Below are 19,157 nucleotides of genomic sequence, written 5' to 3'. Positions count from 1 at the left end.
CGGTTTATCGACACTTTCGATATGGAATTTGAGCAATATGGCAGATGCAATCTAGCAAAGTGACAAACATGGATGATCTCGACCGCCGGTTGATCGCGCTCTTGCGGCACGATGCCCGCCTGCCCGTCGCCTCGCTGGCCGCCGATCTCGGGGTGTCGCGCGCCACTGTGAAGGCGCGCATCGACCGGCTGATCGACAGCGGCGTCATTCAGGGGTTCACCGTGCGTCTGCGCAGCGCGGAAGCGGGCGGGCGGGTGCGCGCGATCATGATGATCGAGGTCGAGGGGCATCGCACCGACGCGATCATCCGCCGACTGTACGGGTTTCCCGAAGTGCGCGGGCTGCATTCCACCAACGGGCGCTGGGATGTCGTGGCGGAACTGGAAACCGATACGCTGGAGGCTTTCGACCGGCTTTTGTCGAGCGTGCGCACGATGGACGGCATCGCCAGTTCGGAGACGAGCATACTCCTGTCGGCGCGCAAGGGCTGAGACCGCGTCCGCGCTGCGGACAGAAGAGCCCGCCCAAACGAAAACGGCCCGCCAGAGGCGGGCCGTTCGAAATCGCAACAAGCAGGCTGAAAATCAGCGCTTGGAGAACTGGAAGCTCCGGCGAGCCTTGCGGCGGCCGTACTTCTTGCGCTCCACGACGCGGCTGTCGCGCGTCAGGAAGCCTTCCTTCTTGAGCAGGCCGCGAAGCTCCGGCTCATAGTAGGTCAGCGCCTTGGAGATGCCGTGACGAACCGCACCGGCCTGGCCGGACAGACCGCCGCCGGCGACCGTGGCGATCACGTCGTACTGGCCATCGCGATCAACGAGCACGATCGGCTGGCGCAGGATCATCTGCAGCACCGGGCGTGCGAAGTACTCCGAGAAGTCCTTCTTGTTGATGATGATCTTGCCGGTGCCCGGCTTGATCCAGACGCGCGCGATGGCGTCCTTGCGCTTGCCGGTGGCATAGGCGCGGCCCAGCGAGTCAAGCTTCTGGACATGCACCGGGGCTTCCGCCTCGACGGTGCCGATGGCGCCGCCCAGGTCTTCGAGGGACTGAAGCTCAGCCATGATTACGCCCTCTTCCCGTCGTTCTTCGCATTCACGGACTTGAAGTCGACCGAAACCGGCGACTGTGCCTCATGCGGATGAGTGGAACCGGCGTAGATCCGGAGGTTCTTCAGCTGGGTGCGGCTCAGCGGCCCGCCCGGCATCATGCGCTTGACGGCCTGCTCAAGAACGCGCTCGGGGTGCTTGCCCTCGATGATCGCGCGCGCCGTGCGCTCCTTGATGCCACCGGGATATCCGGTGTGCCAGTAGTACTTCTTGTCCGTCAGCTTCTTGCCCGTCAGAACGGCCTTGTCGGCGTTGATGACGATGACATTGTCGCCGCAGTCGATGTGAGGCGTGAAGGTCGGCTTGGTCTTGCCGCGCAGCGTGTTGGCGATGAAGGCGGCCAGACGGCCGACGACAACGCCTTCGGCGTCGATCAAGATCCACTTCTTATCGACCTCGGCCGTTTTGGCGGAGTAGGTCTTCATGGGTGCGATCCGTGTTTGTCGTGGACCGGACAACGCCTGGCGGCGAAACCGGCCCGAATGCCATGCAAAACAGCCCCGAACCGGGACCGCGTGCTGTCGACAGGGTGTTTACGCCCGGCGGCGAAGACTGTCAATCCACATAATTCGACATGCGACGTGAATTATATAATGAAATCAATACCTTGAAAAAACGGTATCATTTTACCACACGAAATCGGACTGAGTCAGCGCGGCGGGATCGAATAGGTCGCCGTGGCGTGGGCGACCGGGTCGCCGCCATCCGCGCCGGTGATCGCGCATTCCACGACGGCGAGCCGCTTGCCGAGCTTCAGGAGCCTGCAGGTGGCGACGAGATCGCCGGGCCCGGGCTTGCGCAGGAAGTTCATGTTGAGATTGGTCGTGACCGCAAGCGCGACCGGGCCGATATGGGCCAGGATCACCACATAGGCCGCGAGGTCGACCAGCGTCATCATCGTGGGGCCGGAAATGGTGCCGCCGGGGCGCAGGTGCCTCTCCTGCGGCGAAACCGACATGACGGCGCAGCCCTCGCTGACCTCGCGGATTGCGTAAATCCGCCCGTCGGCGTGAACCTGCGGAAACTCGCGATCGATGAAATCCTCAAGCTGCGCTATCGTCATCACTGGCTGCAAGCGACCGTCTCCCCCCCGAACTGATCTTCCCTTCTCGTTAACGGAAGGGCAAAGAGGCGACAAGCATCATGATGTTATGCTTCCCGCTTTCTGACCGCGAGGCTTGTCGTTATAAAGGGGCCAATTCGCCTTATGGGGAGAGCCGCCATGGACAGCGCCACACAGCCGCCGCTTGTTGAAACCCGCCAGGGGGGCGTTCTCACGCTCACCATGAACCGGCCGGAGCGAAAGAATTCGCTGTCGGAAGAAATGATGGAAGCGCTGCAGAGTGCGCTCGATGCCGCCCGCGACGACCCGGAGGCAGGCGTGATCGTGCTGTGCTCCACCGGAAATGTGTTTTGCGCCGGCCACGATCTCAAGGAAATGACGGCGGCGCGCGACCACGCCGATCGCGGCCGGGCCTATTACGCCGAGGTGATGACCCGCTGCGCGCATCTGATGCAGACCATCGTCACCCACCCCAAGCCGGTGATCGCCGAAGTCGACGGCGTGGCGACCGCCGCAGGCCTGCAACTCGTTGCGTCCTGCGATCTGGCGATTTCCAGCGAGGATGCGCGCTTCTGCACGCCCGGCGTCAACATCGGCCTGTTCTGCTCCACCCCGATGGTGGCCTTGTCGCGCAATGTCTCGCGCAAGCAGGCGATGGAGATGCTGCTCACCGGCGAGATCATCGACGCAAGCACGGCGCGCGAGTTCGGGCTGGTCAACCGGGTGGTGCCGCAGGCCTATCTGAAACAGGTTGTCGCGAAATACGCGGGCACCATCGCCTCCAAGTCGCCGCTTACGCTGAAGATCGGCAAGGAAGCCTTCTACCGGCAGGCCGAAATGCCGCTCGACGAGGCCTATCGCCATTGCGCGCAGGTCATGGTCGACAACATGATGGCGCGCGACGCGGAAGAAGGCATCGGCGCCTTCATCGAAAAGCGCGAACCCGTCTGGACGGGCGAATAGACGTCCCCTCCCCTTCCAGCCTGCACGAGCGCCATCCGTGACCCACGACAGCTACTCCGACGCCTTCATTCGCGACGTTCTGGACACGACGAAGACCATCGCCATGGTCGGCGCCAGCGCCAACACCGTGCGCCCGTCCTATTTCGTGCTGAAATACATGCTCTCCAAGGGCTACCGCGTGTTTCCGATCAATCCGGGTCAGGCGGGCAAGGAAATCCTCGGCCAGACGGTCTACGGGTCTCTGGCCGATGTGCCGGAACCGATCGACATGGTCGACATCTTCCGCAATTCCGAGGCTGCCCTGGGTGTGACGCAGGAGGCGATGACGCTCAAGCCGCTGCCGAAGGTGATCTGGATGCAGCTTTCCGTGCGCAACGACGAGGCGGCACGCCTGGCCGAAGAGGCCGGCATCAAGGTGGTGATGGACCGCTGCCCGAAGATCGAATACGGGCGGCTGTCCGGGGAGATCGGCTGGACGGGCGTCAACTCGCGCATGCTCTCCTCCAAACGCCCGAACCTGAAGGCCGGCTTTCAGCATCGCGGGTTGGGCGGAAAGCCGTCAGACAACTGACCCTCATCGTCACCAGCGCGGAAAAGCCCCGCCCGGGCACCGCAACGAATGCGGGCCGGAACGGTGGCGTTCGACCGCACGCGGCTTGCGGATTTGACGCAAGCCATGAGCGCCGTGCACTGTGTCGCCATGGCACGGTGCGCCGACCTGTCCGCCTTGAAACAATGACTGTGAGACTGTTCGCGTGACGATTGTTTCCAAAAAGCCCCGCAAAGGGGCGCCGCCGGAGGGCTCCACGCCCCGGCCGAAGCGGGTGACCGATATCATCGGCTGGCGCGAATGGGTCGCGCTGCCGGACATCGGCATCCCGGAAATCAAGGCCAAGATCGACACCGGCGCACGCACCTCGGCCCTGCATGCCGTCGACCAGCAGGTGTTCGACCGCGGCGGCCGGACCTGGGTGCGCTTCAGGGTGCCCGCCTCCAGCAAGCATCGCGACATTCCCGTCGAGGCCCCGCTGATCGATGAACGCGACATCAAGAACACCAGCGGTATCCCCGAACGCCGACGAATCATTCGCACAACCCTGCTGCTTGGCCGGCATCACTGGCGGATCGACCTCTCCCTCGCCAATCGCGAGCAGATGGAGTTCGACATCATTCTGGGACGCACGGCGATCCGCAGCCGCGGCGTGCTCGTGCATCCCGGCAAATCCTTCGTGGCAGGCTCGCCGCAGCCGCCTGTCTTGACCGGACGCGCTATTCCGCCCGCCGGTTTACCGGGAGACGTTCAATGAAAATGGTCATGATGGCCCGCAACCCGGACCTCTATTCGCACCGCAGACTGGTCGAGGCCGCGCAGGAACGCGGCCACGAGATCGACATCGTCAACACGCTGCGATGCTACATGAACATCGCCTCGCGACGGCCGGAGGTCTATTACAACGGCGAAAAACTGCCGCAATACGACGCGGTCATCCCGCGCATCGGCGCATCGGTGACCTTCTACGGACTGGCCGTGCTGCGCCAGTTCGAGATGATGGGTGTCTTCCCACTCAACGAATCCGTCGGCATCGGCCGCTCACGCGACAAGCTGCGCTCCATGCAGCTGCTCGCCCGCGACGGCATCGGCCTACCGGTCACGACCTTCGCCCACGATCCGCGCCAGACGGAAGAGGTGCTGAAGCTTGCCGGCGGCGCGCCGCTGGTGATCAAGCTCCTGGAAGGCACGCAGGGAATCGGCGTGGTGCTTGCGGACACCGACCGTTCGGCGAAATCCGTCATCGAGGCGTTTCGCGGCGCGGGCGTGAACATTCTCGTGCAAGAGTTCATCAAGGAAGCCGGCGGCACCGACATTCGCGCACTCGTCGTGGATGGCAAGGTGATCGCGGCGATGAAGCGCACCGGCGCGGAAGGAGAATTCCGCTCAAACCTGCACCGCGGCGGCAGCGCCCAGGCCATCCGGATTTCGCCCGAGGAACGCCAGACCGCGATCCGCGCGGCAAAGACGATGGGCCTGAACGTGTGCGGCGTCGACATGCTGCGCGCCAACCACGGCGCGGTTGTCATGGAGGTGAATTCGTCGCCGGGCCTGGAGGGCGTCGAAAAGGCAACCGGCATCGACGTCGCCGGCAAGATCATCCAGTTCATCGAGAAAAGCGCGAAGCCCGGCAAGACACGCACGAAAGGCAAGGGGTGAGCACGGACAGCCGGAAACGGAAAGACCGCCCGCCGTTCGAGATCGGCGACTTTACGGTCGAAGCCGGAACGCGGCGCACCGTCGACCTGCCGGTCAGCGTTCTGTCGGATCACACGCCGGTCTCGATGTCGGTCCATGTCGTGCATGGCGCGCGCCCCGGGCCGACGCTGTTTGTCAGCGCCGCGGTTCACGGCGACGAGATCATCGGCGTGGAAATCGCGCGCCGGCTGTTGTCGATCGACAGCCTAGACAGCCTGCGCGGCACGCTTCTGGTGGTTCCGATCGTCAACACCTTCGGGTTTCACAACCACTCGCGCTATCTGCCCGACCGCCGCGATCTCAACCGCAGTTTTCCCGGCAGCGCGCGCGGATCGCTCGCCGCGCGGCTGGCGCAGCTCTTCATGTCGGAGGTGGTGGAGCGCTCCGATGTCGGCATCGACCTGCATTCGGCCGCCATCCACCGCACAAACCTGCCGCAGATCCGCGTCTCGCCGACCCGGCCGGAAACGCTGGCGCTGGCCGAAGCCTTTGGCGCACCTGTCCTGCTGGTCTCGCCGCTGCGCGACGGATCGCTGCGCCAGGCCGCGCAAAAGCACGATGTCGACATCCTGCTCTACGAGGCCGGCGAAGGGCTGCGGTTCGACGAGTTCGCCGTGCGCGTGGGGGTCAGCGGCATCCTGCGCGTCATGCGCAGGCTGGGCATGGTCGGTCCGAAAGGAGTGACGCGCCCCAAGCTCGCGTCGCTGCGCGGTCGCTCGACCACCTGGCTGCGCGCCCCCGCGGGCGGGCTGTTGCGCGCTTTCAAGACCATCGGCGACAGTGTTTGCGAGGGCGATGTCCTTGGCATCGTTTCCGATCCCTTCGGCGAACGGGACCGGCCGGTCGCGGCGACGACGGACGGGCTGATCATCGGCCGCACCAATCTTCCGATCGTCAACGAGGGCGACGCCCTGTTCCATGTGATGCGCGTTGCCCAGGGCGACGCGGAGCCCGCGCTCGCCAGTCTAAACGAGGAAATCGGCCGCGATCCGCTGTTCGATGAAGACGAGATCATCTGAGACGCAGGCGCTCATCGGGATGGAAGCTGTCTTCGTCACAAAATGCGCGGTGACGAAAGTATCTGATCCTAATCCGACTGAGGAAAACGACCGCGCTTTGCTTTGACGCGCTTCCCCCCTTGCGCCAGTATGCCGCCGGCTTTCCGACATTTGTCGATTGAGGAGAATTTCATGTCCGACCGCATTCCCGGTTTCTCGACGCTCGCCATCCATGCGGGCGCCCAGCCCGACCCGTCCACCGGGGCGCGGGTGACGCCGATCTACCAGACGACCTCTTTCGTGTTCGACGACGTCGACCATGCCGCCTCGCTGTTCGGCCTTCAGGCCTTCGGCAACATCTACACCCGCATCACCAATCCGACGACGGCGGTGCTGGAAGAGCGCGTGGCAGCGCTAGAGGGCGGCACGGCAGCGCTTGCAACCGCGTCCGGGCACTCCGCCCAACTCCTCACCTTCCATGCGATGATGACGCCGGGCGACAACATCGTCGCAGGCAACAAGCTTTATGGCGGATCGATCAACCAGTTGAACCATTCGTTCAAGAGCTTCGGCTGGGAGGTCCAGTGGGCCGACGCCACGGATCCGGCGAGCTTCGACGCCCTGATCAACGACAAGACCCGCGCAATCTTCATCGAGAGCCTCGCCAATCCCGGCGGCGTCGTCACCGACATCGCGGCCATTTCGGAAATCGCGCGCAAGCACAACATTCCGCTCGTCGTCGACAACACGATGGCGACGCCCTACCTGTGCCGTCCGATCGAGCATGGCGCGGACATCGTGCTGCACTCGCTGACGAAATTCATGGGCGGACACGGCAACTCCATGGGTGGCGTTCTGGTCGACGGCGGCACCTACGACTGGTCCTCCACCGAAAACTATCCGATGCTCTCCAAGCCGCGCCCGGAGTATTCCGGCATGGTGCTGCACGAGACTTTCGGCAATTTCGCCTTCGCCATCGCCTGCCGGGTGCTTGGCCTGCGCGATCTCGGCCCGGCGATCTCGCCGATGAACTCCTTCATGCTGCTCACCGGCATCGAGACCCTGCCGCTGCGCATGCAGCGCCACTGCGACAATGCGCAGAAGGTGGCGGAATTCCTTCAGGGCCACGACAAGGTCGCCTGGGTGTCCTACGCCGGCCTGCCGGGCGATCCCAACCACGAGCGGCAGCAGAAATACATGCCCAAGGGCGGCGGCGCGGTCTTCACCTTCGGCGTCAAGGGCGGCTATGAAGCCGGCGTTGCCGTCGTGACCAACTGCCAGATCCTGTCGCATCTCGCCAATATCGGCGACACGCGCTCGCTGATCATCCACCCGGCCTCGACCACCCACAAGCAGCTCACCGAAGAGCAGCGCGGGGCGGCCGGTGCAACGTCCGACGTGGTGCGCCTGTCGATCGGCCTGGAAGACGCGGAAGACATCATCGCAGATCTCGAGCAGGCGCTGGCCGCCATCGACGGCTGAGCAAGACAGTCTCAGACAAGACGCAAACAGGCCGGGCAATGCCCGGCCTGTTTCGCATTCGTAGGCTGCAGGCGTCTTAAACGGCTCGTGCCGCGAAGCGGGCCCGCGCCCAGACCTCGATGCAGGCCGCGATCACGACAACGATGAAGCCCTGGTGTGCCAGTGCCAGCCAGAACGGCACCTGCCCGAGCAGGGTCGCGATCCCGATCACCATCTGGACGGAAATGGCGAGAACGAGCACCGGCGCGGCCGTCGCGAGGTGTCGCGCGGCCGGGTTGCGCATCACCGACACCCAAAGCCAGACGGCGGCGATTGCAAGCGCATAGGCGGTCATGCGGTGCTGGAACTGGACGGTCAGCACGCTCTCGAAGTGATTGAGCCACACAGGCGTCATCGTCCACAGCCCGGCTGGGATGAAGGCCCCGTCCATCAAGGGCCAGGTGTTGAAGGCCAGGCCCGCCTTCAGCCCGGCGACCAGGCCACCGAGAAAGATCTGCACGAACAACAGCGCGACGATTGCAGCGGCGGCGCCGGTGTAGGCGCCCTTTTTCATCGCGGGCCGGGGCACCGTGGCCGGGATCAGCGCGAGATAGCGCGCCAGTCCGAACAGATAGGCGAAGATCAGACAGGCAAGTGTCAGATGGGTGGCAAGCCGGTACTGGCTGACATCGACCCGGTCGGCCAGGCCCGAGACGACCATCCACCAGCCGATCACTCCCTGCATCCCGCCAAGCACGAAACCGCCCACGAGCCACGGCAGCAACCCGCGCTCGACGCGACCGCGTGCCCAGAACCAAACCAGCGGAACGAAAAAGGCGACGCCGATCACCCGTCCGAGCAGCCTGTGGCCCCATTCCCACCAGTAGATGAACTGGAATTCGGCGAGCGACATGCCCTTGTTGACGAGCTGGTATTCGGGGATCTGGCGGTATTTCTCCAGCTCCTCCTCCCATTCCGCGACGGAGAGCGGCGGGATCACGCCGTGGATCGGCTCCCATTCGGTGATCGACAGGCCGGAATCGGTCAGCCGTGTCGCACCGCCAACCACGATCATCGCGAAAACCAGCAAGCACATCGCATAAAGCCAGATCCGGATCGCACGGCGGTCGCGCGAGATTTTTTCGCTGGAAGGTCCGGTGGAAAGAGAGGTATCGAAGGGAACGTCGCTCATGCTTTGATCGCTCGCAGGGAAAAACGGGCCGCCCGGCGGGTGGTCACCGGAACACTACGGTCGGTTATAGGCGGCACGGGCGCTTGGCAAGGGCTTGACGAATGCCTGTGATGTGACACATCCCCACGCCACACGCCCCGCAACGGAGAACGCCATGCCCCCTCGCCTGCGCAAATTCATCGGAATGATCATGCTCGTCGTCTTCGTGATCGTTTATGCCTTCGTGGCGATGGTGATCGGCGACATGACCATGCAGAACCGTCCGACGGGCGTGCAGTTTCTCTATTTCGCCGTGGCCGGCCTGTTGTGGACAATCCCGGCCGGCGCGATCATGTGGTGGATGGACAAGCCGGAGCGGCTCGAGGCCAAGGCGCGGGCGCAGGCGCTTACGAACACGTCCGACGCAGACTGACCCCGTCCCGGATCCTGCGCAGCATGTTGTAGATCGGAAACGGCGCGCCGTTGAGATATTGCGAAACGATCGCGGCATCCTGAAAATAGCCGTTCATCGATACCCGCGGCATCGCGAAGCGATCCGCTTTCCTTTCGAGCATGCCAGGATGCGTGGTGAAGGCGGCGCGAAAGTTGAATTGCGAGACGACCTCCTGCGACTGGTGATTGACCGCCGCCTCGAAACCGTAGGGATAGGCAAAGACCTGCGGCGTCACGCCGAGCTCGGCGGCAAGCCTTTCCAGTCCGGCTGCGATATCGTCCTGCATGCGCGTGCGCGACAGGCGCGCCAGCGCGAAATGATTGTGCGTGTGCGCACCGACCGTGAAAAGCGGATCGCGGCACAAGCTGCGCAACTCGTCCCAGTCCAGAATGAGCTCATCGGCGAGCGCGGCAAGGTCCAGCCCGTGAACCGCCGCAAGCCTGCGCAGCTCCACCCGTTGGGACTCCTCGCCCAGCTCCTTGGTAAACCAGTGCAGCAGCCGGTCGTAGATGCGGACCTTCCCGTCCCGGGTGCTTGCATCCAGGGTTCGCATGCGCTCGCCGATCGGCGTTTCGATGGACGAGGCCCCCCGCACGATCCGTTCCAGGGCTTCCCACCAGATCTCGCTGCTACGGTCGACGAAACCGGAGGTCACGAAGATGGTGAAGGGTACTTCGTGCTTTCGCAGCACCGGATAGGCATGGATCAGATTGTCGCGATATCCGTCGTCGAATGTGAAGGCGCACACACGCTGGGCCGCCGGATCGTCGGTCTCGACATGATCGAGTGCTTCCGCGAGCGAGACGATGCGCAGCCCCGCCGCGCGCGCCTGCACGATGGTGCGTTCCAAAAACTCCGGAGTTACGGTGAGATGCCGGTTCGGCGCAAATCCGTGCATCCGGCTCTGGGGACGGACGCTGTGCAGGGTGAACACCAGACCGCGATGACCGGTGAGCGGCGCGAGCAACCGTCCCATCCCGCTTGAATGCAGGAGGCGACACCCCGTTGCCAACATTTGCCGTCGCATGTCCATTTGCGAAACCGATTCCGAGTGCAATCGGCTCGACCCTATCGACGTTTTCTTTAGAACTCCTTGCTATTCAAGATTGTAGTAGAGGCCAGCCGATGCTCCGGCAGGTGTTTTCAAAGGTTGAGCACATGTCCAACGCCCTCGCCCGGTCCGCAGACCTGTTCCAGTCGCACGACTGGGAAGAGATGGACCTGGAAGCCATGAGACTGGATGCCATGCTTGAATCCGGAGAGTTCGTCATCCGCGCAGCATCCGATCCGGCCGAGGTCGAGGCGGAATGGCGAGCGTTGGAAATCAATGCCTTCGGCACCCTGTTCACCACCTATGACTGGCTGTCGTCCTGGTACCGGCTCGTGGGCCGACCGCGCGGCATCCGCGCCCTGATCGTGGTCGGCGAAATCCGGGGCGAACCTGCTTTCCTGCTCCCGCTCGGATTGACCGGGAAGGCAAAAGGCACTTTTACCATCGGACGGTTTCTCGGTGACTTCCACGGCAACCAGAACAGCGGACTTTGGCGCAAGGACATTCTTGCCGGCATTCACACCCATTCGTTGCACAAGGCGCTGGTCGAGCTGGGCCGGGCGCACGGGGTCGACCTCTTTGACCTGAAATACGTTCCCTCAACGATCGACGAGCGCATCCATCCGCTGATCGACCAGCACGCCATCGAAAGCCTCAATTCGATCCATGCCTTTCCGCTGTCCCCGGACTTCGAGACGATCTATCGCGCCAGACGCAGCGCCAGCGCACGCAAGAAACTGCGCGCGAAGGAACGCAAGCTCTCCGAAACCGGCGCCTTGCGCTATGAACGCGCGGTCGATGCGGCGACCGCATCGCATTTCCTTCACGCACTTGTGGCGCAACGCAGCGCCCGCCAGGCATCGCACGGCATTCCAAACGTGTTTCATCACGCCGATGCCCATGCATTCCTGGAGGATCAGCTCCAACGCGCCCTCGCCGACGGCTCCGACCGTTTCATGATCCATGCGCTGCTGATCGACGGCACCGTTCGCGCGACCTATCTGTCGGGCATGCGGTTCGGGCGGTTTCATGCCTATACCAACAGCATCTGCGAAAGCATCGCCAACCACAGCCCCGGAGACCTCCTGCTGAACGCCGTGATTGCCGACGCCTGCGCGCTCGGTGCGACAACCTTCGACTTCGGGCTCGGCGCGGAGCGCTACAAGACCGCATGGGCCGACAAGGAGCTCCTGATGGACGTCGAGGTGCCGGTGTCGACCAAGGGACGGATCGCCTCGTCGGCCATCCAGGCGCTGCGCCGGATCAAGCGGCGGATCCGCAGCTCGCCAAGGCTTTGGGGACTGGTGCGCAAGGTTCGCAAGCTCAAGGCCTGACCCGCCCGGAGTACGGTCGATACACAAAGGCCCGCCGCATTGTCATGCGACGGGCCTTTTTTCGTGAACGCGAAGGCGTGGCCTCGCCTCAGGCAGCCATGTCCGGGTGCCGGCGCGCGGTCTCGCCCTTGCGCTGCACCGATTCCACCGCAACGGGCGCGCCCGTCTGGTCCTCCAGCATGCGGAGCGCGTCCTCCAGTTCAGGCCCTGCCGGCGACCCGCCCGTTGCAACCACCACCTGGTCGGCCATGGCGAGAATCTGGGCGCTGATCAGGGAATCGTCGATCAGGCCGAGATCGAAGAAGACCTGATCGTAGGTGTGATCGATGGCGTCCATCAGCATCTCGAAGCGTCCAGCCTCGGCAAGATCGTCGTCGATCAGCCGGCGCCCCGATTCGATCACATGGGCGCGCGAGGCTGCATCGCGATAAATGACGCCGGCAAAGGATGCCGTTCCTTCCAGCAGTTCGGCAAACCCCGGCACGGCTTCGGCATCCGCAAGATCGGGACGAACCTCCAGGAAAAGAGGCATGATCCCCTCTTCCGCCGCCTCGCGCACGAGACGGAAGGTAACTTCCTGTGCAACCTCGTCGCTGTCGACGCTCAGGACGGCAACCCGGCGCGGACGCAGGTGGTCGAGAGCCGGGGGCGCGACCGGCGACGGGACGGGCACCGCGGCATCGGTCGTGGACCGCGGCGCGGACACCGGGGCGATGTCCTGACCGGACGTGTCGAGCGTGTCGCCGACAGGTTCGTCGTCGGCCGTCTGCCCGGCTGTCTGCCAGTCATGATCGAACCCGCTCCCGGCAGAACCGCCTTGTGCGGATCGGTAGCCCGGCGCAGCCGTCGACGGCATGGCGGCGGCGGCCGGCGGCTCGGACGCGCCCATGGGCAGATGACGGAAGGCCCGACCGGACAGGAACTGCCCGAGGATTGCCCAGAGGCTGCCCAACATGAACACAACAAAGGTCAGGACCGAGGCAATCGGCACAACCTTTGGCGAATAAGGCTCCAACGGCACCGTTGCACGCGAGATCACGCGGGCATCCGCCCCGAGCTGCGGGGCATTGCGACGGGTGTCGGCCTCGCGGTAGCGGGTCATGAGCTGATCGAGCTGGGTCGCCTTGACCTGCGCTTCGCGCTCCAGTTCGCGGAGGCGGATTTGTTCCTCGTTCGATTTTGCCGCCCGCGTCTTGAATTCCTCGAGCGTCGCCGTGAGCGAGGCAACGCGATCCTGCTGGACGCGGGCCTCGTTCTCGAGACCGGCGGCGATCTTTGACGCCTCGCTGCGAATCTGGCGCTCGATATCCGCAAGCTGCGAGCGCAGCGCCCGGATTTGCGGGTGATTGGGCAACAGCGTCGTCGACAACTCGGCGATCCGCGACTGCAATTCGACCTGGCGTTCGCGCAGACGCTGCACGAGCTGCGAGTTGATCACCTCGGCCACGCTGTCGAGCGACGCGCCGCTGTCAAGTTGCCGACGGATGAGATTGGCACGTGCTTCGGCCTGGGACTGCGCGGCGCGGGCGTCGGACAGCTCGGTCCCGATCTCGCCAAGTTGTTGCTGGTCGAGGGTCTGGTTGTCCGCGCCCAGCAACAGGCCGGCCATCGACCGGAAGGCCTCGACCTTTTCCTGTGCTTCCTTGACTTCCTGACGCATGCGCTCGATTTGCGGCTCAAGCGCGGTCGCGGCGAAATCCGTCGTCTCGCGTTTCACCGACGACTGAAGGTCCAGGTATTCCTCGACCAGCGCATTGGCGACACGCGCGGCCCGCTCGGGGTCCCGCGAGGTGAAGCGGACGGAAATCACTCGGGATCCGTCGACCCTGTAGACTTCCAGATTCTCGTAGAAAACCTTGAGCACACGCTCTTCGGGAGAATTGCGCCCGGGATCGCGCATCAGTCCAAGGGCAACCAGCGCGTCGCGAAAGAGGTTCGATTTCGGTCCGGCCTCGAATTCGGGAATGGACGCGAGATCCAGCCGCTGCGCTACCCGACGCAGCAGATCGCGGGACATCAGGAGCTCGACCTGGCTGGCGACACCCTCATTGTCGAGCAGCGCCCGCTCTTCCTCGATCCCGCGCACATCGCCGGGATAAACGGCGTCGGAGGTCTGAATCAGCACCTTGGATTCGGCGCGGTACTTGGAGGGAACGAACTGGAGGAGGACAATGGTTGCAATGGCGACGGCGACACACAACGGCAGAAGCCACCGCAATGCCCGCTTGAGGGCACCGGCCAGAGCAGACAGGTCGATCTCGACCCTTTCATCCGCGTCATGTACGTGCGGCTCAGTCATTCGCTGTACTCCCAGGAACCATGCAAGGAGTGTGCGCGCATTATGGTAAGCGGACCGTTAACCGCACTCTCAAGAGCCAGTGAACACGTTCGTCCAAAATGATCCCGGCGGATTCACCGCAAGTTAACCACGTTGCGGGAAATACTGGGTCAGCCTCTTCGGGAGTTCAGTATGATTACGCGCCTTGCCATTGCCATGTGTCTGGCCCTTACGGTCGCCGCCTGCGGCGGCTATCGTCAGCCGCCAACGGCATTCCACGAGATCCTCACCAAGCCGTACCGGCTTGATTCCAGCGACCAACTGCGCGTCATCGTTTTCGGACAGGCCGACCTCAACAACACCTACACCGTCGACCAGGCCGGCTATATCTCGATGCCCCTGATCGGCAGTGTCGCCGCGCGTGGCCTGACGCTGCGCGATCTCGAGGCAACCATCACAAAACGCTTGAAAAACGGGTACTTACGCGACCCCGACGTGTCGGTTGAAGTGGCGGTGTACCGCCCGGTTTTTGTCATGGGTGAAGTTACCAATGCCGGTCAGTACCCCTATGTTGCGGGCATGACGGCCCAAAACGCAATCGCCACCGCCGGCGGATTCTCGCCCCGGGCCCAGCAAGGCAATGTCGATATCACGCGCCAGATCAACGGCGAGGTTCTCAGCGGACGCGTTCCGATCACCGATCCGGTGCGCCCAGGCGACACGGTCTACGTCCGCGAGCGATTCTTCTGATCGCCGACGCACGGCCCGCTTGGCCGGCGCTTGTTGAGTTAACCTGAGACTCACTGCTCCCTGTTAGTGTCTGGCGTGCATGACCTGAAGTCATAATTCAGGCGTGCGCAAGCTAGAGACAGGGAGTTTCTCATGGCTACCGCGCCCTTGCGCATCGTTCATATCGTTCGAGCGCCGATCGGCGGGATCTTTCGCCATATCGCGGATCTCGCCCTCGCCCAGACCCGTGCCGGCCATCAGGTCGGCGTCATTTGCGATGCCTCCACGGGCGGCGCATTCGAGGCGGAGGCGATTGCCCGGCTCGCCCCGCAGCTCGCCTTCGGGGTCGCCCGGTTCCCGATGCGCCGACAGGTCACCCCCGGCGACCTGCGTTCCGCCCTCAGCCTGTACCGCCATGTACGTGACCTGTCGCCCGACGTCCTGCATGGCCATGGCGCCAAGGGCGGCGTCTTTGCGCGCGCCATCGGCTCGGTGCTCCGGCTGGGCGGCCGCAAGGTGACGCGAATCTATTGCCCGCACGGCGGCAGCCTGCACTACGATCCGACCCGGCTGGAAGGGCGGATCTATTTCGGGCTCGAGCGCCTGCAGCAGCGCTTCACCGACGGTCTTGTTTTCGTGTCCGACTACGAATACGCGGCCTATGAATCCAAGGTCGCCCACCCCTCGATTCCAGCGCGCGTCGTCTACAACGGCCTGACGCCGGACGAGTTTTCCGCAGTTTCCGCCGACGAGGACGCGGCCGACTTCCTGTTCATCGGCATGTTGCGCGATCTCAAGGGACCGGATCTCTTCATTTCAGCCCTGCGCGACCTGAAGTCGATCTACGGTGTCACCGCCAGTGCGCGGATTGTCGGCGATGGCGACGACCGGCCGCGCTACGAGGCGATGGTTGCCGAGTTCGGCCTGTCCGATCACGTGACCTTCACCGGCGCCCTGCCCGCGCGCGAGGCCTTCCGCAAGGCGCGCTGCGTCGTCGTTCCCTCCCGCGCGGAGGCCATGCCCTACATCGTGCTGGAGACCGTTGCCGCGCAGGTCCCGCTGATCGCGACCCGCGTCGGAGGCATTCCGGAAATCTTCGGTCGTTTCGCGGACCGCCTCGTGACCCCGGGGTGCGTGACGGAGCTGGCCGCGGCGATGGCGTCTGCACATGCGGACCCGGATGGCATGCGCAAGCGCGCGGAAGGCCAGCGAAAATGCCTGTCCGAAACCTTCAACGTCGAGCTGATGAGCGACCGTATCACGTCGCTCTACATGGAAACACGCGCCGCACGCGGCCAATCCTCCCCGTCGCGAAGCGCCGAAACACCCGTAATGGGGTCAACCGCCGTTCTTGCCCGAAACAAGACATCGCCGTCCGGCGATTCGGATTGAGCGGGGAAACGCACAGACCATGACCCAGAATCATTCCGCACAACTCCTCAAAGACGTCTTGCCGGCTGCCGCATCCGAGGACAAATCCCAGATCGCCGGCGGTGGCGGCTCGCAGGCCGGGGGGCTTTCGCCCCGCGCGCTCGAGGTGGCCGCCAGCCTTCAAAAGTCGGTGATCTCGCCGGCGGTCTTGAGCGGACTTGTCCGACTCACCGACATCGCGATCGTCGCCACGATCGGTCTTGTCTCGGTGACGGGCGGGTTCAGCGGCCAGACCGCAACCACCGATGTGCTTGCAGCCCTGGGAATCGCACTGCTTCTCACCGCGACCTTCCTGCAGGCGGCCGACTGCTACCAGCTGCCGGTGATGCGCAACATCATCTCCCAGGGCGCACGCACGACCATCGCCTGGACGCTGGTGTTCGCGGCGCTGTTGATGATCAAGACCTTCGGCGGCCTGCTCGACGGGATTGCCGATGCGCATTTCTCGATCTGGTTCGGCTTCGGCCTTGCCACCCTGCTCACCGCCCGCTTCGCGGTTTCGCTGTTCGTTCGCAAGTGGACGAAGGACGGCCGGCTGGAACGTCGGGCGGTCATCGTCGGCGGCGGCCAGGCGGCTGCCGACTTCATCCACGAGGTCGAAAGCCAGCCGAACAACGACATTCGCATCTGCGGCCTGTTCGACGACCGCAAGGGATCGCGTTCGCCGGAGGTTGTCGCCGGTTATCCGAAGCTCGGCACCGTAAACGATCTCGTTGAATTCGCCCGGGTGGCCCGCATCGACATGCTGATCGTGACGATCCCGCTGCGCGCGGAAAAGCGGCTTGCGGACTTCCTCAAGACGCTGTGGGTGCTGCCGGTCGACATCCGCCTGTCGGCCCATACCGACAAGCTGCGCTTCCGCGACCGCGCGTCCTCCTTCATCGGGACGGTTCCCTTCGTCGACGTCGTCCACAAGCCGATGGCCGACTGGGACTCGATTGCGAAACGGGCTTTCGATCTCGTTTTCGCCTGCCTGATGATCGTTCTCCTCGCGCCGGTGATGGTGGCGACAGCCGTCGCGATCCGGATGGAGAGCAAGGGACCCGTGCTCTTTCGCCAGAAGCGCTACGGCTTCAACAATGAAGTCATCGACGTGCTGAAGTTCCGCTCGATGTATCACGAGATGGCGGATCCGCTCGCCAAGAAGGTCGTCACCAAGAACGATCCGCGCGTGACCAGGGTCGGCCGTTTCATCCGGCGCACGTCAATCGATGAATTGCCGCAGCTCTTCAATGTGGTGCGCGGCGATCTCTCGCTGGTGGGCCCGCGCCCGCATGCGGTGAACGCCCATACCGACGAAAAGCTGTGGGACGAGGTCGTCGACGGCTATTTCGCCCGCCACAAGGTCAAGCCCGGCGTCACCGGCTGGGCGCAGATCAACGGCTGGCGCGGCGAGGTCGACACGCCCGAGAAGATCGAAAAGCGCGTGGAGTACGACGTCTATTACATCGAGAACTGGTCGATCCTGTTCGACCTGCGCATCCTCTTCCAGACGCCCTTTGCACTGCTGAAGACGGAGAACGCCTATTGAGCACGACCATGCCCCCCGGGATCTTCCCGGCGACAGCTGCGACGATGCGGCATGGCCCCGGCCTTGCCGCATCCTCCGTCGCGACCGTCGCGCTTTGGGTCGTGGTCTTTCTGGGCGGCTTCGTGCTGAACGAGCCCGCCCCCTACGAGCTGGCGATGCTGGTCGTGATCAGCGGCTGGTTGCTGAGCGGTCCGCGCTTTGCAACCGCACTCGCGCCGCTTGTGCTGATCATCACGCTGTTCGTCACCGGCGGGCTGATCGCCACACTGATGTCCGACGACTTCGGCGAGGCGATCCTCTATATCGCGGTGACGGGATTTCTGGCGCTCACCACGGTGTTCTATGCCTCGGTGATCGCCGCTGACCCGGCACGTCTCGATACGGTGCGCAAGGCCTATACCGCGAGCGCGCTTGTCGTCGCCCTGACCGGGATCGGCGGCTATTTCGGCTTGCTGCCCGGCGAGGTCTTCACGCTCTACGGCCGCGCGAAAGGCACATTTCAGGATCCCAATGTTTTCGGGCCGTTCCTCGCCCTGCCCTGGGCCTTCCTGCTGCACGGAGTGCTGACCCGCCCGTTTCGCCGGATGCTCTGGCCGGCCGCGGCCCTCGCCCTGCTCAGTTTCGCAATTCTTCTCAGCTTCTCCCGGGCCGCCTGGGGGCTTGCCGCCTTTTCCGGCATCGGCATTTACGCGCTGGTTTTCATCACCTCAACCGACGGGCGGCAACGCGCGCGCCTTCTGGCGATTGGGGCCGCCGCCATCCTCGCGGTCATAGCGATGATCGTCGTCGCCCTGTCGGTCGATTCCATTTCTGGAATGCTGTTGCAGCGCGCGAAGCTGGTGCAGGATTATGACACCGCCCGCCTCGGGCGTTTCGCGCGCTACGCACTCGGTTTCCAGATGGTGGTCGATCATCCATTCGGTCTCGGTCCGCTTCAGTTTCGCAACTTCTTCCCCGAGGACGAACACAACACCTTCCTCAAGGCGTTCACCACATACGGCTGGCTCGGCGGCGTCGCCTATCTCGCGCTGGTGTTCTTCACGGCAAAGCAGCTCGCCGGCCTGGTGTTTCAGCCGCGGGTGTGGCAGGGCGCGGCGCAATGCATCTTCGTGGTTCTGCTCGGCCACATGCTGATGTCCTTCGTCATCGACACTGATCGCTGGCGGCATCTCTATCTGCTCTACGGGCTGGCCTGGGGGCTGATCGCGGCCGAATACAGCCTGCGGGCCCGCCGGCGCGACGGGGCGCGCCGGGCCGTCTCGGGCTGAGCGAACCGACAATCCCCAACAGCCGCTTGCGATCCGTCGGGAAGCGCTTGCGCGCCCCGCGCGAAGCGGTT

At 64.0% G+C, this 19,157-nt stretch carries 19 protein-coding genes; 13 read left to right on the top strand and 6 right to left on the bottom strand.

Features of this window, described 5'->3' with window-relative positions:
- Positions 1-68: 68 nt before the first annotated feature.
- Positions 69-491, top strand: a complete 423-nt coding sequence (locus G572_RS0100870; RefSeq protein WP_029056875.1) for an Lrp/AsnC family transcriptional regulator — start codon at positions 69-71, stop codon at positions 489-491.
- A gap of 93 nt (positions 492-584) precedes the next feature.
- Here G572_RS0100870 and rpsI read toward each other — a convergent pair whose 3' ends face one another.
- The 3 genes from rpsI to G572_RS0100855 all read right to left on the bottom strand — a co-directional run bounded on the left by rpsI (position 585) and on the right by G572_RS0100855 (position 2,169).
- Complete coding sequence (gene rpsI / locus G572_RS0100865; RefSeq protein ID WP_037544979.1) at positions 585-1,061, bottom strand: 30S ribosomal protein S9; 477 nt, start codon at positions 1,059-1,061, stop codon at positions 585-587.
- 2 nt (positions 1,062-1,063) lie between these two features.
- The gene (gene rplM / locus G572_RS0100860; RefSeq protein ID WP_029056873.1) at positions 1,064-1,531 is read right to left on the bottom strand and encodes a 50S ribosomal protein L13; all 468 of its coding nucleotides are present in this window, start codon (positions 1,529-1,531) and stop codon (positions 1,064-1,066) included.
- A gap of 224 nt (positions 1,532-1,755) precedes the next feature.
- On the bottom strand, positions 1,756-2,169 hold the full coding sequence (locus G572_RS0100855; RefSeq protein ID WP_037544975.1) for a PaaI family thioesterase: 414 nt from the start codon (positions 2,167-2,169) through the stop codon (positions 1,756-1,758).
- A gap of 159 nt (positions 2,170-2,328) precedes the next feature.
- Here G572_RS0100855 and G572_RS0100850 point away from each other — a divergent pair, with 159 nt between their 5' ends.
- From G572_RS0100850 to G572_RS0100820, 6 genes are all read left to right on the top strand, one after another.
- Positions 2,329-3,132 carry an enoyl-CoA hydratase gene (locus G572_RS0100850; protein ID WP_245566133.1) on the top strand — a complete coding sequence of 268 codons (804 nt, stop codon included), beginning with the start codon at positions 2,329-2,331 and terminating at the stop codon, positions 3,130-3,132.
- A 37-nt stretch (positions 3,133-3,169) separates the two neighbouring features.
- Positions 3,170-3,703 carry a CoA-binding protein gene (locus G572_RS0100845; RefSeq protein WP_029056870.1) on the top strand — a complete coding sequence of 178 codons (534 nt, stop codon included), beginning with the start codon at positions 3,170-3,172 and terminating at the stop codon, positions 3,701-3,703.
- A 184-nt stretch (positions 3,704-3,887) separates the two neighbouring features.
- Positions 3,888-4,439, top strand: a complete 552-nt coding sequence (locus tag G572_RS0100835; RefSeq protein ID WP_208978989.1) for an ATP-dependent zinc protease family protein — start codon at positions 3,888-3,890, stop codon at positions 4,437-4,439.
- Positions 4,436-5,341 carry a 30S ribosomal protein S6--L-glutamate ligase gene (gene rimK / locus G572_RS0100830; RefSeq protein WP_029056868.1) on the top strand — a complete coding sequence of 302 codons (906 nt, stop codon included), beginning with the start codon at positions 4,436-4,438 and terminating at the stop codon, positions 5,339-5,341. Before G572_RS0100835 ends, rimK begins: the two co-directional genes overlap by 4 nt.
- Positions 5,338-6,399, top strand: a complete 1,062-nt coding sequence (locus G572_RS0100825) for a succinylglutamate desuccinylase/aspartoacylase family protein (RefSeq protein ID WP_037544972.1) — start codon at positions 5,338-5,340, stop codon at positions 6,397-6,399. The genes rimK and G572_RS0100825 overlap by 4 nt, the downstream gene beginning before the upstream one ends.
- Positions 6,400-6,570: 171 nt before the next feature.
- On the top strand, positions 6,571-7,860 hold the full coding sequence (locus tag G572_RS0100820; RefSeq protein ID WP_029056866.1) for an O-acetylhomoserine aminocarboxypropyltransferase: 1,290 nt from the start codon (positions 6,571-6,573) through the stop codon (positions 7,858-7,860).
- Between the two features lie 76 nt (positions 7,861-7,936).
- On the opposite strand, the gene G572_RS21885 is transcribed toward G572_RS0100820, so the two are convergent.
- Positions 7,937-9,031 (bottom strand): COX15/CtaA family protein, encoded by a 1,095-nt coding sequence (locus G572_RS21885; RefSeq protein ID WP_051241398.1) that lies wholly within the window; start codon positions 9,029-9,031, stop codon positions 7,937-7,939.
- 154 nt (positions 9,032-9,185) lie between these two features.
- On the opposite strand from G572_RS21885, the gene G572_RS21880 reads away from it, so the two are divergent.
- On the top strand, positions 9,186-9,443 hold the full coding sequence (locus G572_RS21880; RefSeq protein WP_051241397.1) for a DUF2842 domain-containing protein: 258 nt from the start codon (positions 9,186-9,188) through the stop codon (positions 9,441-9,443).
- On the opposite strand, the gene G572_RS0100805 is transcribed toward G572_RS21880, so the two are convergent.
- Positions 9,418-10,431, bottom strand: coding sequence for a polysaccharide deacetylase family protein (locus tag G572_RS0100805; protein ID WP_169391268.1), 1,014 nt, complete (start codon positions 10,429-10,431; stop codon positions 9,418-9,420). The two genes, G572_RS21880 and G572_RS0100805, sit on opposite strands and share 26 nt — an antisense overlap.
- Before the next feature lie 191 nt (positions 10,432-10,622).
- Here G572_RS0100805 and G572_RS0100800 point away from each other — a divergent pair, with 191 nt between their 5' ends.
- Positions 10,623-11,849, top strand: a complete 1,227-nt coding sequence (locus tag G572_RS0100800; RefSeq protein WP_169391267.1) for a GNAT family N-acetyltransferase — start codon at positions 10,623-10,625, stop codon at positions 11,847-11,849.
- 88 nt (positions 11,850-11,937) lie between these two features.
- Here G572_RS0100800 and G572_RS21875 read toward each other — a convergent pair whose 3' ends face one another.
- Positions 11,938-14,148 carry an exopolysaccharide transport family protein gene (locus G572_RS21875; RefSeq protein WP_037544970.1) on the bottom strand — a complete coding sequence of 737 codons (2,211 nt, stop codon included), beginning with the start codon at positions 14,146-14,148 and terminating at the stop codon, positions 11,938-11,940.
- A 171-nt stretch (positions 14,149-14,319) separates the two neighbouring features.
- Here G572_RS21875 and G572_RS0100790 point away from each other — a divergent pair, with 171 nt between their 5' ends.
- The 4 genes from G572_RS0100790 to G572_RS0100775 all read left to right on the top strand — a co-directional run bounded on the left by G572_RS0100790 (position 14,320) and on the right by G572_RS0100775 (position 19,086).
- A complete protein-coding gene (locus tag G572_RS0100790) occupies positions 14,320-14,877 on the top strand; it encodes a polysaccharide biosynthesis/export family protein (protein WP_051241395.1) in 558 nt (185 codons plus the stop codon).
- Positions 14,878-15,009: 132 nt separating this feature from the next.
- Positions 15,010-16,248 carry a glycosyltransferase gene (locus G572_RS0100785; protein ID WP_029056862.1) on the top strand — a complete coding sequence of 413 codons (1,239 nt, stop codon included), beginning with the start codon at positions 15,010-15,012 and terminating at the stop codon, positions 16,246-16,248.
- A gap of 19 nt (positions 16,249-16,267) precedes the next feature.
- Entirely contained in the window at positions 16,268-17,818 is a 1,551-nt protein-coding gene (locus tag G572_RS0100780) for an undecaprenyl-phosphate glucose phosphotransferase (RefSeq protein ID WP_029056861.1), read from the top strand.
- The gene (locus G572_RS0100775) at positions 17,815-19,086 is read left to right on the top strand and encodes an O-antigen ligase family protein (RefSeq protein WP_156884436.1); all 1,272 of its coding nucleotides are present in this window, start codon (positions 17,815-17,817) and stop codon (positions 19,084-19,086) included. Before G572_RS0100780 ends, G572_RS0100775 begins: the two co-directional genes overlap by 4 nt.
- The last annotated feature ends 71 nt before the right edge of the window (positions 19,087-19,157 follow it).

The sequence above is a fragment of the Stappia stellulata DSM 5886 genome (assembly GCF_000423705.1).
Taxonomy (GTDB): domain Bacteria; phylum Pseudomonadota; class Alphaproteobacteria; order Rhizobiales; family Stappiaceae; genus Stappia; species Stappia stellulata.
Note: the sequence above shows the minus strand (reverse complement) of the source record. Positions and strands in the feature narration are given on the sequence as shown.